Raw genomic sequence first — 14,156 nt, forward strand, 5'->3', positions numbered from 1 at the left:
ATTTTTTTAATGTTTCATGTGAAACACTTTTTTAAAGAATAATAATATAGGAAATAAAATGCCTTACTCGATATTCGGAAATAAATTTACCCAACATTCAGGAATTACTGAATTAATGGATGACCTTAATGAAGGGGTTCAAGGTGGGGATGATATTTTAATGTTGGGTGGTGGTAATCCAGCATCAATCCCTGAGATTCAAACCCGCATAACTGAGTTAATGCAGGAGTTATTAAGCGAAGGTAAGTTGGTCAATACACTGGCAAATTATGATGGTCCACAGGGTAAGAGTAGTTTTATCGATGCGTTAGCTGATCTGTTTAATGATCTCTATGGGTGGAATTTAAGTTCTGAAAATATCATGTTAACTAATGGAAGCCAGAATGCATTCTTCTATCTGTTTAATCTGTTAGCCGGAAATTTTAGTAATAATAAAAAGAAAAAAATTCTTTTTCCATTAGCGCCAGAGTATATCGGTTATGCCGATGCGAGTGTTTCTGAAGATGCTTTTGTCGCAGTTCGCCCGAAAATAACAGAATTAGAAAATGGTCTGTTTAAATATAACGTTGATTTTGATGCCTTGAAAATTGATAAAAATATCGGTGCTATTTGCGTATCTCGACCAACCAATCCAACTGGTAACGTTTTAACAGATCAAGAGATCGCTGAACTTGATCAATTGGCGAGAAAAAATAATATCCCTTTGATTATTGATAATGCTTATGGAACTCCTTTTCCAAATATTATCTTTGCAGAAGCAACGCCATTTTGGAACGACAATACCATCTTATGTTTAAGCTTATCTAAGTTCGGATTGCCTGGAGCACGTTGCGGTATTGTTATTGCTAATACTGATATTATTAAAGCGATGTCTAACCTGTCCGGTATTATGGCGTTATCTCCAGGTGGGATTGGTCCGGAAATTGCGTTACCTTTAGTGAAAACAAAAGAGATAATTAAGCTAAGTGATGAAATCATTAAACCTTTTTATCAAAAGAAAGCAGAAAAAGCAGTTGCCCTACTGCAGTCAAAAATAACAAATCCAAACTTTAAAATACATAAAGCAGAAGGCGCCCTGTTTCTTTGGTTATGGTTTAAAGAGTTACCAATCAGTTCGAATGATCTATATAAAAAACTGAAAGAAAAAGGTCTGTTAATCGTATCTGGTCATTACTTTTTCCCTGGTTTAGATCAGGATTGGCAACATACTCAGGAATGTATCCGTCTTAATTATGCACAAGAAGATAGTGTTGTTGAACGAGGAATTACTATTCTGGCTGATACAATAAATGAGTTATATGCTGATTTTGACGTTGCATAAATACGCTTTGCTTCGGGAGTTAAGTTAGGATGCTAGCTTAGCTCTAAATATTTTCTGTTTTGCATATCTCTTTTGTTTCACGTGGAACAAGCAATAAAATATTATTAGTATTTATTTGTGAGTGCAGTTTTTTTCGTCTAATAAAATAGTCGGATTACAGAGGTCTAAATGATTGAAAGCTGCACAGCTTAGGTTTGAAAATCCACATTTCTAATGTATAGACTTATACTTCAGCTGTCAGTTCAGTTTGCCTAGGCCCAACTTAATCTGACAAAACTAAGCTCGATAACCCCCAATCCTAGCGAACTTGGTCAAGGCACAGATCTCAGCTTTAAGTTTTTAACTGTATCGTTCTTCTATAAATAACTAGGTTCTAAGTTGCCAATGGCGCTGGGACGTAGCTCCACAACAATAAAAGACTTAAGCGACAATAATCATACCAAATCCGATAATTTTATATTCATTTATGCTTGTCAAAATGAATGCTAGCTAGACATAAAACGATGTTTTAGTCTTTGTTATTGATTTTGCACTTAGAACAAGTAGTTACTGTAATCAACGCTCTGCCTTCGTCCTTTTCACTGCGCCTAAATAGATCACTTAATTAACGTAATTAGTATTAGAACCACCAAAAATGGATATCTGAATTTCATATGAACAGCCTCATTTTTAGGCAATAATTTGCTTCAAGTTACTCACGGCGGAGTAAATGATTAATCCAGGATGGTTCGATTATTAAATATTTGGAGCTACCCATGAAAAACATGCCTAAACTTCTTTCACTATTTTTAGCCTCAACACTATGTGTTCCTGTGTTGGCAGAATCACCTCTTGATTTTCGATTTCCAATAGATTGTAGTTATACCGAAGCTGGCTACCCAGTTCCACTTTGTGGAAAACCCCTAACCAAATATGCGGTTGTTCAAAAACAAGCTGGAAATCATAAAACATATCCTGAACATTTTATTGCGGGAAGTGAAGCGATAGAAGCTGATGAGATGAGAATCACAACTATCGGATCGGGTAATCCCCCGGTTCGCCTTGGTCAAGCATCGACTAGCTGGTTAGTTGAGTTAGGCAATGGGGATAACTTTATATTCGATATTGGTGGCGGAACAGTACCTGCTCTCTGGAGTTTAGGCGTTCCATTATCGACACTTGATAAGGTATTTGTTACCCATCTTCACTTAGATCATTTCGGTGGAATATTTAATCTATGGGATTCTATGGGATGGGGAAGAAACACGCCATTACATGTCTGGGGCTCATCAGGCCACACTCCAGAACTTGGTGTGGCGGCTTTCGTAGAAAATATCGAAAAATCAGCCGCATGGCACATTTTAAGTAAAACAGGGATAGCAGCTAGAGAAGGGATGCAAATTAAAGCGCATGAATTTGACTACGCAAAATTTACCCCTGAGCAGCCAAAACAGTTAGTGTATGCAGAAAATGATGTTTATATTTATGCGTTTCCTGTCGATCATATTTTACAGGGAGCTGTCGGTTATCGTTTAGAATGGAACGGTCTTTCAATGGCGTTTACAGGAGACAGTGAACCTACTACTCATGAAGCAGAGATGGCCAAAGGTGTGGATGTTTTTATCCATGAATTGTTTATAGATGCACCTACATTTTCCGAAAAGAACGCTATGCCAATAGAGGTCGCGAAAAATATCGTGCATAAGCACACTTCGCCTGAAGAGCTCGGAGAAATATTCAGTATCGCGGAGCCGGTATTAGGGGTTGGCACTCATTTTTTCACCAATGAGGATACTATTGATGGTGCATTTGCAGGATTAAGTAAAACATATTCAGGACCCGTAGCCATTGCCCAAGATTTGATGGTTATTAACGTAACTAAAGAGCAGATAGTTACACGCATGGCAAGAACAGATCTATTGTCATGGTCTGAGCCTGCCCCTGAAAGTGATGATAAACCAACCTATGATCCAAAACCTAGCGAAGGAGTTACACTTAAGTGGATTTCTGAAACAAGAATTGAGAGGTCATATAATTAATAGAATTTCACCTTAATTACTGATGAGTAGAATAAGACAGTTGACTAAATAGCCAACTGTTTTTACTTTTAATACAGCAATTATAGTTATTAGTCAGTTTGACTCTTCTTAGCTATGATATAGAAGTGAGTCTATTTACAGGGAGAGCTTGATGGAGGTTGACCTTAGTAGCTCGATCTTAACTTACTTCGAGTATTAGTAGTATTGGTTGAAACCAAGAATTCACAACGCACTGCAGAAACATTAAATATATCAGCAACAAGTGTTAGCCGTGCGTTAGCCAAGCTTCGTGAACACTTCGGAGATAATATATTCATTAGGCAACCTCATGGAATAGAACCTTCCGAGCTAGCCTATGAATTGGCTTTAGCCAGCAAATCTATGTTACTACCACTGGAAAGCGTGATAGCTAAAAGAACAATATTCAATCAGCATACCTATAACGGCACAATCACCATCATTATCAATACTTACCTGCTCGAACTGTTTGCTAATAAAATCATTGATGCGCTTATCCAGTCATTTCCGAAGGCTAAATTAAACTTGGAATGTTGGAATAACGATAGCCTCTTAAAGTTATTAAATGGCGATATTGATTATGGACTGCAGTTCGATGGTTTCCCATTTCCTTCAGAAATATACACGCCTGTACTATGTAAAGTCGAAAACAGACTTGTCTTGTCAGAACACCATCCTCTTTTAGAAAAGAATACAAAACCAGAATGGGACACACTGACCGAGTTTCCTATTGTTCAACTAAAGCTAACTGGTATCAATCAAACCAGAAGCAATTTATCTGTTGAGTATTTGCGGCGTGGTTTTACTCCTGATATTAAATTAAAAACGGATAGTTTAAGAGCTGCATATCAGTATTTGCAGAAATCAAAAGCGATTATGTTCGGTAGCACTGTTATTGCAGATGCATTTCCGCATTTGCTGACATTGCCACTACCAATAATTAGAGAGGAACTTAAGTACACCGTTATAAAAGGAGCCTACTTGAGAACAAGAAGAGAGAATCCTCTGCATGAATACATTCATCAGATAATCGTAAATGTGTTTAGCAATCCTTAATGCTGTTTGCTGAAACTGTTTTCCTGGCGAGCAGAAGGCTATCTTAGCTATTAATTAGGTTTAGTGTTTGCGCTGTCTATTTAGTTTTGTTGGTTATATTTGTAACTACTTATACCATTCTAGGTAAGTAAGTGGTCAATTTAGACGTAGGAAAAATAAATCATATCAAGGATTGAGTTGCAGTAAATGGTTGTTCCCTTTACAAGACTTATAACGCAGAGATGGTTGATTTTAACCAGCCTAAAAGATCAGATATTTATCTAGAATGGTATTAGCAAGGCGTTGGGGCTGTAGATCTTATCTTGCTGCTCTATTTTACAAAAAAATCGAGTTTCTGTATCGCACTCTAAGCGTTTTTAAGACTCGAGGTAATGCATTTCTATGTCATGAATGTAACAGGCTGTAAACTCTCTTTATTTTTATAATTAATTCAAATTACTGTATCAGCAAAGCAATTAGCTAGGTAATCCCAGAAAAATTATCTAGGGCAGGTACCAGCACCTGTTCTAAATATTTGTATTCCCCTAAGCACCTTATAATTCTTAATGCACTTGGCATAAATATAAGCTTGTGCTTTTTTACACTGGATACAAAAAAGCCAGCTTTAAAAGCTGGCTTTTTATTAGCATTAAGTAATTTTAGAATAATTAAATATCTAAGTTTTCAACTCGTAATGCATTCGCTTCAATAAAGGCGCGGCGCGGTTCAACATGATCACCCATTAAGGTGGTAAACAGTTGATCGGCACCCACAGCATCTTCTACGGTAACCTGAAGCATATGGCGAGTGTTTGGATCCATTGTTGTATCACAGAGTTGATCTGGGTTCATCTCTCCCAGTCCTTTGTAGCGCTGTATATAAAGGCCTCGTTTAGATTCGTTCATTAACCAGTTTACAGCATCGATAAAGCTAGCTACTGGTTTAGAACGTTCACCACGTTTAATATAGGCACCCTCTTCTAATACATCGGTAATTTCATTACCAACGGCGACTAATGATTGGTAGCCATCAGAGCCGAAGTACTCTTCATCAAAGGTAAATTGGCTATCTACACCATGTTTACGCACGGTAATGATAACTTTGTTGGTTAATTCATCTTCAGATTGCACTACATCATTGCTGTAAATAGTACCTTGTAGATCTTCCTGATTTAACGTCTCGGTTAAATCATTTGCCCAATCTAAGGTCTTTGCGCTATCTGTAAGAGCATCAACGGTCAATTCCGGCTTGTAGATAAGCTTATCTAAAATGGCCATCGGAAAACGACGTTTTAAACGGTTAATAGTATCTTGTACTGCGCGGTAACGCTGAATTAACCCTTCAAGCGCAATGCCTGAAATCCCAGGTGCTTCTGGATTAACATGCAGAGATGAGTTTTCCAGTGCTAATGTTGTTAAATACGTTTGCAGCTCTAGTTCATCTTTAACATAGGTCTCTTGCTTACCTTTTTTCACTTTATATAAAGGTGGCTGTGCAATATAGATATAACCATTCTCTATTAACTCTGGCATTTGGCGATAGAAAAATGTCAGTAACAATGTACGGATATGCGAACCATCCACATCGGCATCGGTCATGATAATAATGCGATGATAACGGGTTTTTTCCGGATTATATTCATCACGGCCAATACCACAACCTAATGCGGTAATAAGTGTTGCCACTTCTTGTGAAGAAAGCATTTTATCAAAACGTGCTTTTTCTACATTTAGAATTTTACCTTTAAGCGGTAAAATAGCTTGGTTTTTACGGTTACGTCCCTGCTTAGCGCTACCGCCAGCAGAGTCCCCTTCCACAATATAGAGCTCTGAAAGTGCCGGATCTTTTTCTTGGCAATCTGCCAGTTTACCCGGTAAACCAGCTAAATCCAATGCACCTTTACGACGCGTCATATCGCGTGCTTTACGTGCAGCTTCACGTGCGCGTGCCGCATCAATAATTTTAGAGGTGATTATTTTTGCTTCTGAAGGATTCTCTAATAAGAATTCCTGCAGTTTTTCACCCATGGCACCTTCAACAATTGGTCGTACTTCTGATGATACTAATCTGTCTTTTGTTTGCGACGAGAATTTTGGATCCGGTACTTTAACTGAGATAACAGCTGTTAAACCTTCACGAGAATCACCGCCTTCAGTTGATGCTTTATTCTTGTTATTTTTAACTTTTGCCAGCTCTTTTTCCATATAACCATTTAATGTTCGGGTTAATGCGCCGCGGAAACCGGTTAAGTGAGAACCACCATCGCGTTGAGGAATGTTATTGGTAAAACAGTAAATGTTTTCTTGGAAACCATCGTTCCACTGCATCGCCACTTCAACACTGGTGCCATCTTCATGATCAGTCGAAAAATGAAATACTTTCTGATGAACAGGCGTTTTGTTTTGATTTAAATATTCAACAAATGATTGAATGCCACCTTCATAACAAAAGTGGTCCATTTTGTCTTCTTCACGTTTATCAATTAACTTAATTGATACACCTGAGTTTAAGAAAGAAAGCTCACGTAATCGTTTTGCTAGAATATCATAGTGGAATAAGGTATCTGTGAAGGTCTCTTTGCTTGGCCAGAAACGAATCTCTGTTCCGGTATGATCGGTATCGCCAACTGTTCCTAAAGGCGCTTCTGGTTCACCATGAATATAGGTTTGTTGGTGAATTTTACCATGGCGTTTAACTGTTAAACGTAATTTACACGATAGTGCATTTACAACCGAAACACCAACGCCGTGTAGACCACCCGATACTTTATAAGAGTTATCATCGAATTTACCACCGGCATGCAATACCGTCATAATAACTTCGGCTGCCGATACACCCTCTTCTTCATGAATGTCAACAGGGATACCACGGCCATCATCTCTTACTGAAACAGAGCCATCTGTATGGATTGTGGTAATGATATCACTACAGTGACCTGCTAAAGCTTCATCGATTGAGTTATCAAGTATCTCAAACACCATATGGTGCAGACCTGTACCATCATCGGTATCACCGATATACATGCCTGGGCGTTTACGTACCGCATCTAACCCTTTTAGTACTTTAATACTTGACGAATCATAACTATTTTCAGCCATAAAACTTTCACCTATTCTTCTGTAATCTTGCCGTGTTCCACGTGAAACACGGTGCGTTCCTGCCCAAATAATGTCTCGATGTTATTTTTTTCAATAACAGTAATAAACAGTTGGGCATTGGAGTTTATAATGTGTTTTGCTAATGTTTTTTGTTTAACCTTGTCCAATTCAGAGCTAAAGTCATCAATTAAAAAAACACACTGTTTATTGTCAAAAGAGTTTAAAAATAAACCCTGTGCCAATCTTAAAGCATAAACAAACAGCTTTAACTGCCCTCTTGATAACAGATCGCCGATAGGCAACCCATTAATTTTAAAGCGTATATCTGCTTTTTGCGGGCCTGCTGTTGTATAACCAAGTTGTTTGTCTCGATTGAAGTTATCTGTTAAGTAATCTTGTAGTGATTTGTTGTTTTTATCCCAGCCGCAAAAGAATTGGCTGCTGATTGAAAAACCGGGTAAAAAATCAGTAATAGTTGCATTTATCAAGGGTATTAACAGATCAAAATAAGCTTGGCGCTGTGCGCTGATCGCTTCGCTTAAAAGACAAAGCTCATTATCCCATACTTGGAGCTCATTGTAAGTCCTACATTGCTTTAAAGCAGCATTACGTTGTTTTAATAGTCGCTTTATGCGAGCCCAGTTGTGATAAAAGAGTTGATCATGATAAAAAACACCCCAGTCAAGGAAAGAGCGGCGGTTTTTCGGGCTTCCTGTGAGTAATGTGTAACTTTCCGGGGTGATTAATTGTAGCGGCAAATATTGCGTTAAATTGGCTAATTTTTTGCCATGCAGGCCATTAATTTTAAGCAGTGTTTCACCGCTTTTAGATTTTTGTAAACCGATGGGAACAGTGATATTTTGATTATGAACTTCGCCGTAAAGGGTGAACTCTTTGCGATCATAGCTGATCACCCGGTTACTTAAATGGGTGCGAAATGAACGCCCGAGCCCTAAAAAACAGATTGCTTCAAGCAACGATGTTTTACCGCTGCCATTGGCACCCACAATAAGGTTAATTTTGGGGTTAAAATTCAAGTTAGCTGAGTTTATATTGCGAAATTGTCGGATAAGCAATTTTTCTAAAGACATAATGTGCAGCTCCTTAAATATAAACAGGGATCTTTAAGGACTTCGCTTGGTTATAAACGCATTGGCATTAAAACATATAGTGAATCATCACTATCAACTGACTCTATTAAAGCACTGTGATCTGAACTGCTAAATGTTATTTTAACCTGCTCGCTTTTGAGGGTATTTAATACATCTATTACATAACTTACATTAAAGCCAATTTCCATATTTGCAGATTGATAATTAACATCAATATATTCCTCCGCTTCTTCGCGTTCGGGATTGTTTGCGGTAATTTGTAATAGGTTTTCTGAGAGTGTTAAACGTACACCTCTGAATTTTTCATTAGATAAAATTGCTGCACGTGAAAAAGCTTGTTTAAGCGCTTCTCTGCTGGAAACTAATACTTTATCTCCGTTACGTGGAATAACACGACGGTAATCAGGAAAGCGACCATCAACAAGTTTAGTCGTAAAGATAAAACCATTGATAATAGCGCGTAGATTGTTCTGCCCTATTTGAATGGTGACATTCGCTTGGTCATTATCAAGTAGTTTAACTAATTCTATTACGCCTTTTCTTGGCACAATAACGGATTGCTCTTCAATTGTTTGTGTTAAAGCGATTGCACATGAAGCAAGGCGATGTCCATCTGTTGCAACACTGCGTAGTGTTTCTCCAGAAGCCTCAAAATACATACCGTTTAGATAATAGCGAACATCTTGGCTGGCCATTGCAAATTGCGTAAATTCTATCAGTTTTTTGAATTCTGTCTGCGCAACGGTAAATTCAACCAGACTCTGCCAAGATTCTATATTTGGAAAATCAGCTGCGGGTAATGAAGATAGTAAGTAACGACTTCGTCCAGAGCGTACAGTTACGCGTTCATCTTTTACTTGAAATGTAATTTCACAGGGATCAGATAAACCGCGACAAATATCTAACAGTTTACGAGCCGGAACGGTGATCACACCATCTTGAGATGGTTGTTCCAAGCTGATTTGAGTGATTAATTCTACTTCCAGATCCGTACCGGTGAGGCTCAACAGGTTATCTTTAACTTCAATCAAGATATTACCCATAATGGGTAATGCCGGGCGACCGCCCGCTACCGAACTGACAACGAGCTGCAGTGGACGAAGAAAAGCTTCTCGAGAAATTGAAAACTGCATAATCAAATTTACCTTACATCGAAAGTGTGCGGATCAGGATTTTATAATCTTCTTGAATGTCATTGTTTTCACGGCGTAATTCAGCCACTTTACGACAAGCATGTAAAACTGTGGTGTGATCGCGTCCGCCAAATGCTTCGCCAATTTCCGGCAGGCTGTGTTGTGTTAACTCTTTTGCCAGCGCCATCGCTATTTGTCTAGGTCGGGCAACCGTACGCGTACGGCGTTTGGATGACATATCTGAAATTTTAATGCGGTAATGCTCAGCAACCACTTTTTGAATGTTATCAATGGTGGTTTGTTTGGTATGAACCGCTAACATATCTCTTAGCGCATCTTGTACTAAGGAGATGGTGATATCTTGGCCGGTAAACTGTGCTTTAGCGGAGATATTCGCAATTGCTCCTTCTAATACACGCACATCGGTAATAGTTAAGCGTTTAGCGATAAAGAAAGCAACATCATCGGGCAGTTTTAGACCGCGCTCTTCCGCCTTAGTAATCAAAATCGCGACACGGGTTTCCAGCTCTGGCGGATCAATTGGAATTGATAATCCCCAACCAAAACGAGTACGTAAGCGCTCATCAATACCTTCAATCTCTTTCGGGAAGCGATCACTGGTTAAAATAACCTGCTGGTGTGCATCTAACATTGAGTTAAAGGTTTGGAAAAGTACTTCTTGAGAGCGATCTTTACCGGCAAAGAAATGGATATCATCAATAAGCAGTGCATCAAGCGATGCATAATATTCTTTAAATTGTTCAATGGTATTATTACGAATGGAATTTATCATATCCTGAACAAAACGTTCAGAGCGTATATATACCACTTTACTGTCAGGATTAGCTGCAACAATTGCATTACCAACCGCATGTAATAAATGTGTTTTGCCTAATCCTGGATGAGCATATAAAAATAGCGGGTTGTAAACATCACCTGGATTTTCGGCAATTTGTTGGGTGGTCGCAATCGCAAAGTTATTTGACTTACCCTCAACAAAATTTTCAAAAGTGTATTTTTTTATTAGGTTACTTTTATGTGCCACACTACTGGCTTTGCTTTTACCTTCCCAGGGTTGACTTGAGTTATTTACCGGTTCGCTTGCTTTTATACTTGGTTTTGGGGTAGCTGAACTTACATTGCCGACCAGCAAACGAATTTTAATCGACTGGCTAGGATTTTCTTGATGGACAAGTTGTTGGATTTTACTTTCAATAATATCCATATATTTGTTACGTACCCACTCGCTGGTATATTTATTTGGCGAGTAAAGAGAGAGCGTTGAATTATTAAAATCTGCTTGCAAAGGACGTAACCAGGTACTGAAGTCTCCCGCTGACAGTTCATCTTTTAATTGTGCTAAGCACTCTTGCCAAATTGCGAGGGACATGACTAACTCCAGTTATTAATTTCGGGCGGATAATTCTACCGATAAGATCCCTTTTTCGCTAGAAGATCTGACAATAAATAAATAAAAAAGATCCTTGTATTTGTAGGAATTAGATGAACTGCTATTTTGATTCTATCTGTGTAGCTTAAAGTCGCTAAATGGCTGTGTTTATGGTCTGGCTTTTGTCTTTGTTAACGGCAAACAAAATAGTTAAAGATCATTGATAGATCCTTGCTTATTAATTACGCTTCTATATAATCCCCTCACCTTGACTTTTGAGTCAGGATCGCAGTTAAATTTACCTTATTCCAAGTTAATACTTTTTAAGGTAATAATTTAATCTGCTTTAAAGAAGCATCTCTGATTGACTTTTGGTCGATCAATACATAGAATTCGCTCTCTTTTTAATCGGCTAACTCTTTTTCTTTATTATTTGTGATTTGCTCACGGAGTGATTTACCAATAATAAGCTAAAAATATTAGCTACTGTACAGTACTTAACTAATAAGTGGAAAAGAGCATGAAACGTACTTTTCAACCTAGCAACATTAAGCGTAAGCGTTCACACGGCTTCCGAACTCGTATGGCGACTAAAAATGGTCGTAACGTACTAGCTCGTCGTCGTGCTAAAGGCCGCGCAAGCTTAAGCGCATAATCTACCAGACGTGGTAAATTATTCGTTTTCTCGGGAGTTACGTCTGTTAACTCCCGATGATTTTCAACCCGTATTTAAAAATGCTATTCCAGCAGTATCACCGCACCTTACTCTTCTTGCTCGAAAAAATAACTTAGATCACCCTCGTATAGGAATGGCTATTCCTAAAAAGCATATTAAACATGCTGTTGGGCGTAATCGTATTCGTCGCATTGTAAGAGAGCAGTTCCGCCAGCAACAACACCAACTCCCTGCAATTGATATTGTTGTCATTGCGAAAGCGGGTATTGCTGATTTATCAAATCAAGAAATTAATAAAATTTTGGATAAATTATGGCGAAAATTAGTGCAGCGTTGCAATGGTTAACAATTAAATTCATTCGGGGTTATCAGATACTCATTAGCCCAATGATTGGTCCTCGTTGTCGTTTTACACCAACGTGTTCTCAATATGCGATCGAAGCGATAAATTTACACGGAATAGTAAAAGGATGTTGGCTAGCGGGCTCGCGTCTTATAAAATGCCAGCCTTTAAGTGAGGGTGGTTACGATCCTGTACCTACTTGTTGTGCTAATAAAAATAAACCTAAATAAAAGAGATTAAGAAACGTTATGGAATCCCAACGCAATTTACTTTTACTCGCTCTACTGTTTGTTAGCTTTTTGCTTTATCAGGCATGGATCGTTGAAAAAAATCCTCAACCAGTTATGCAGGCGCAAACTACAGAACAAGCACAAAATGCGGCCTCTTCTGTACCATCAAGCAGTAACTTTAGTGCTGACGTACCAGCTTCGTCAGAAACTGCGGCTATCAGTGAAGTTCCTGCGGAGCAGGTTGCAGGTCAATCAGTTATTTTAGAAAATGACCAGTTACGCTTGGCTATCTCGTTAATTGGTGGTGATGTTATCTCTGCTGATCTGTTAGCGCATGATGATCAGCTTGATTCTGATACACCTTTCCGTTTGCTGGATAGCGGCAATGGTTTCACTTATATCGCACAAAGCGGTTTGATTGGCCAAGGCCCAGATGCTAATAAAAAAGGTCGCCCTTTTTACAGTGTTGAAAAAAGCGAAGCTATATTAGCGGATGGTCAAACAGAAGTTTCAATGGCACTTCACTTTGTTGATGATAAAGGTAATGTGTTTATTAAAACCTTTACCCTAAAACGTGGTGAATATGTTGTTAATGTTTCTTATAAAATTGAAAACAATACAGATAACGCATTAAACGTACAGTTATATGGTCAGTTAAAAGAAAGCCTTAAAGAAACTAGTTCAAACCTGATGATGCCTGTATACCGTGGTGGTGCTTTTTCTAGTGCAGATACCCGTTACCAAAAATACAGCTTCGATGATATGCAGGATGGTGCTCTGAATCAAACCACTGAAGGTGGTTGGGTTGCAATGTTACAGCATTACTTTGTATCAGCATGGATTCCATCTGCAACAGATAACAATCTTTTGTATAGTAATATTATTCAAAATAAAGATGCAGCAATTGGTTTCAAATCTCCAGTTAAAACAATTGATGCACAAAGTGTTGCAGAGCTTGAAACAAAACTATGGGTTGGTCCTAAATTACAAAGTGAAATGGCAGCTGTCTCGCCACATCTGGATTTAACGGTAGATTACGGTTGGTTGTGGTTTATTGCTCAACCAATGTTCAAACTGTTACTGTTCTTTCAAGGTATCGTTGGTAACTGGGGACTGGCAATTATTTTAATTACCTTTACCGTGAAAGGTGCACTTTATCCGCTTACTAAGGCGCAATACACATCAATGGCTAAAATGCGTCTTTTACAGCCTAAAATTCAAGCATTGCGTGATCGCTACGGAGAAGATCGCCAGAAAGTATCGAAAGCGATGATGGAGTTGTATAAGAAAGAGAAAGTGAATCCGCTTGGTGGTTGTTTCCCTATCTTATTACAAATGCCTATTTTCATTGCACTGTACTGGTCATTGATGGAGTCGGTTGAACTGCGCCACGCACCATTTGTATTCTGGATTACAGATTTATCGGTTAAAGATCCTTTGTTTATCATGCCTGTTCTAATGGGCATAAGTATGTTCTTTATCCAGAAAATGTCACCAACGACTGTGCAAGATCCAATGCAGCAGAAAGTGATGAAGTTTATGCCAGTTATTTTCACTGCTTTCTTTGTCATGTTCCCTGCTGGTCTGGTACTTTACTGGTTGGTAAGCAACATAGTTACTTTAATTCAACAAAGCATAATTTATCGCAGCTTTGAAAAAAAAGGCCTTAGCGAGAAGAAATAGCTTTGTCGGTTAGCCAAGGTTAAAATAAAAGGCGACTTTAATAGTCGCTTTTTTTATATCTGTTATTTATTTAGGAAAAAATTATGATCAAAGCTAGCG

The 14,156-nt window shown here is 38.4% G+C and carries 11 protein-coding genes and 1 pseudogene; 8 read left to right on the forward strand and 4 right to left on the reverse strand.

The genetic code is table 11. The features are described 5' to 3' along the window. The first annotated feature begins 58 nt into the window (after positions 1 to 58). The 4 genes and pseudogenes from AC4GME_RS12150 (at position 59) to AC4GME_RS12165 (ending at position 4,413) form a co-directional block, all read left to right on the forward strand. On the forward strand, positions 59 to 1,321 hold the full coding sequence (locus tag AC4GME_RS12150; protein WP_490377780.1) for a valine--pyruvate transaminase: 1,263 nt from the start codon (positions 59 to 61) through the stop codon (positions 1,319 to 1,321). Between the two features lie 755 nt (positions 1,322 to 2,076). Next, positions 2,077 to 3,339, forward strand: coding sequence for a guanitoxin biosynthesis MBL fold metallo-hydrolase GntH (gene gntH / locus AC4GME_RS12155; RefSeq protein ID WP_490377781.1), 1,263 nt, complete (start codon positions 2,077 to 2,079; stop codon positions 3,337 to 3,339). A 189-nt stretch (positions 3,340 to 3,528) separates the two neighbouring features. After that, positions 3,529 to 3,675 (forward strand): annotated as a pseudogene (locus AC4GME_RS12160) (helix-turn-helix domain-containing protein); the annotation flags it as partial. A 45-nt stretch (positions 3,676 to 3,720) separates the two neighbouring features. Then, complete coding sequence (locus tag AC4GME_RS12165) at positions 3,721 to 4,413, forward strand: LysR substrate-binding domain-containing protein (RefSeq protein WP_490379457.1); 693 nt, start codon at positions 3,721 to 3,723, stop codon at positions 4,411 to 4,413. A 647-nt stretch (positions 4,414 to 5,060) separates the two neighbouring features. On the opposite strand, the gene gyrB is transcribed toward AC4GME_RS12165, so the two are convergent. From gyrB to dnaA, 4 genes are read right to left on the reverse strand one after another with little or no spacing between them, the layout of a single operon-like run. Continuing rightward, on the reverse strand, positions 5,061 to 7,490 hold the full coding sequence (gene gyrB, locus AC4GME_RS12170) for a DNA topoisomerase (ATP-hydrolyzing) subunit B (protein ID WP_490375782.1): 2,430 nt from the start codon (positions 7,488 to 7,490) through the stop codon (positions 5,061 to 5,063). 11 nt (positions 7,491 to 7,501) lie between these two features. After that, entirely contained in the window at positions 7,502 to 8,581 is a 1,080-nt protein-coding gene (gene recF, locus AC4GME_RS12175) for a DNA replication/repair protein RecF (RefSeq protein WP_490375781.1), read from the reverse strand. A 50-nt stretch (positions 8,582 to 8,631) separates the two neighbouring features. Further along, on the reverse strand, positions 8,632 to 9,735 hold the full coding sequence (gene dnaN, locus AC4GME_RS12180) for a DNA polymerase III subunit beta (RefSeq protein WP_490375780.1): 1,104 nt from the start codon (positions 9,733 to 9,735) through the stop codon (positions 8,632 to 8,634). A gap of 13 nt (positions 9,736 to 9,748) precedes the next feature. After that, a complete protein-coding gene (gene dnaA, locus AC4GME_RS12185) occupies positions 9,749 to 11,125 on the reverse strand; it encodes a chromosomal replication initiator protein DnaA (RefSeq protein ID WP_490375779.1) in 1,377 nt (458 codons plus the stop codon). 520 nt (positions 11,126 to 11,645) lie between these two features. Here dnaA and rpmH point away from each other — a divergent pair. From rpmH to yidC, 4 genes are read left to right on the forward strand one after another with little or no spacing between them, the layout of a single operon-like run. Beyond that, entirely contained in the window at positions 11,646 to 11,780 is a 135-nt protein-coding gene (gene rpmH / locus AC4GME_RS12190) for a 50S ribosomal protein L34 (protein ID WP_015466401.1), read from the forward strand. Positions 11,781 to 11,790: 10 nt separating this feature from the next. Beyond that, entirely contained in the window at positions 11,791 to 12,147 is a 357-nt protein-coding gene (gene rnpA / locus AC4GME_RS12195; protein ID WP_490375778.1) for a ribonuclease P protein component, read from the forward strand. Beyond that, the gene (gene yidD / locus AC4GME_RS12200) at positions 12,114 to 12,374 is read left to right on the forward strand and encodes a membrane protein insertion efficiency factor YidD (RefSeq protein WP_490375777.1); all 261 of its coding nucleotides are present in this window, start codon (positions 12,114 to 12,116) and stop codon (positions 12,372 to 12,374) included. The genes rnpA and yidD overlap by 34 nt, the downstream gene beginning before the upstream one ends. Before the next feature lie 18 nt (positions 12,375 to 12,392). Next, a complete protein-coding gene (gene yidC, locus AC4GME_RS12205; protein WP_490379456.1) occupies positions 12,393 to 14,057 on the forward strand; it encodes a membrane protein insertase YidC in 1,665 nt (554 codons plus the stop codon). Positions 14,058 to 14,156 lie beyond the last annotated feature (99 nt).

The sequence above is a fragment of the Psychromonas sp. genome (assembly GCF_983033635.1).

Excerpts from the sequence above, each read along its gene's own strand:
- AC4GME_RS12150 (WP_490377780.1), top strand. The coding sequence starts at position 59 with ATGCCTTACTCGATATTCGGAAATAAATTTACCCAACATTCAGGAATT.
- gntH (WP_490377781.1), top strand. The coding sequence starts at position 2,077 with ATGAAAAACATGCCTAAACTTCTTTCACTATTTTTAGCCTCAACACTA.
- AC4GME_RS12165 (WP_490379457.1), top strand. The coding sequence starts at position 3,721 with ATGTTACTACCACTGGAAAGCGTGATAGCTAAAAGAACAATATTCAAT.
- gyrB (WP_490375782.1), bottom strand. The coding sequence starts at position 7,490 with ATGGCTGAAAATAGTTATGATTCGTCAAGTATTAAAGTACTAAAAGGG.
- recF (WP_490375781.1), bottom strand. The coding sequence starts at position 8,581 with ATGTCTTTAGAAAAATTGCTTATCCGACAATTTCGCAATATAAACTCA.
- dnaN (WP_490375780.1), bottom strand. The coding sequence starts at position 9,735 with ATGCAGTTTTCAATTTCTCGAGAAGCTTTTCTTCGTCCACTGCAGCTC.
- dnaA (WP_490375779.1), bottom strand. The coding sequence starts at position 11,125 with ATGTCCCTCGCAATTTGGCAAGAGTGCTTAGCACAATTAAAAGATGAA.
- rpmH (WP_015466401.1), top strand. The coding sequence starts at position 11,646 with ATGAAACGTACTTTTCAACCTAGCAACATTAAGCGTAAGCGTTCACAC.
- yidD (WP_490375777.1), top strand. The coding sequence starts at position 12,114 with ATGGCGAAAATTAGTGCAGCGTTGCAATGGTTAACAATTAAATTCATT.
- yidC (WP_490379456.1), top strand. The coding sequence starts at position 12,393 with ATGGAATCCCAACGCAATTTACTTTTACTCGCTCTACTGTTTGTTAGC.